The sequence below is a fragment of the Vibrio sp. YT-19(2023) genome, assembly GCF_033337395.1.
Window position 1 is genome coordinate 1 of the sequence record NZ_JAWOQN010000464.1, and the last position, 717, is coordinate 717.

A 717-nucleotide genomic window follows, 5' to 3' on the forward strand; every position below is an offset into this window, starting at 1 on the left:
CTGTCTCGAAAGGCATTAAACCACTTCAGCACGTCGCCGATTCTCTCAAAGATGTTGCTGCGGGTGGCGGTGACTTAACTGCGCGTCTAAAAGTGGAAAGTAAAGACGAAGTTGGCGAAGTCGCGGCTGCCTTTAATGAATTTATGGATAAACTTCACCCACTGATGCAGGACATTCATCGATCTGCTTCTGCCGTTCAAACAGTTTCTGAAGAACTGAATGATCAAACGCGCACAGCGAGCGGTCAAATGCAGAGTCACTGTTTGGAAACGGATAAAGTGGTGACAGCCGTAACAGAGATGAGCATGACGGCAAAAGAAGTCGCAAGCAATACAAATGCCACTGCGCAGGCCATTGACGATGCGAACGATCAGGTGACCGAAGCCCAACGAGAGGTCGAACAAGCGATTCAAGGCATTACTGAGTTGGTTACAGAGATCAACAGCACATCGGATGCTATCTCTGAGTTGAGTCAGCAAACGGAGCAGATTACCAAAGTATTGGATGTGATTGGCGAGATTGCTGAGCAGACCAACTTATTGGCGCTCAATGCGGCAATTGAAGCCGCGCGAGCGGGCGAGCAAGGGCGTGGATTTGCAGTGGTGGCCGATGAAGTGCGTTCACTAGCGAGCCGTACGCAAAATAGCACTCATGAGATTGGCGATATGCTTAAACAGCTACAAAGTGGGGTATCTCGAGCCGTCACGACCATGTCCG

At 50.1% G+C, this 717-nt stretch carries 1 protein-coding gene; it reads left to right on the plus strand.

Annotation, left to right across the window (positions count from 1 at the left end):
• Window positions 1–717, plus strand: a 717-nt coding sequence (locus R7E78_RS26535) for a methyl-accepting chemotaxis protein (RefSeq protein WP_318058664.1), incomplete at both ends; no start/stop codon positions are given.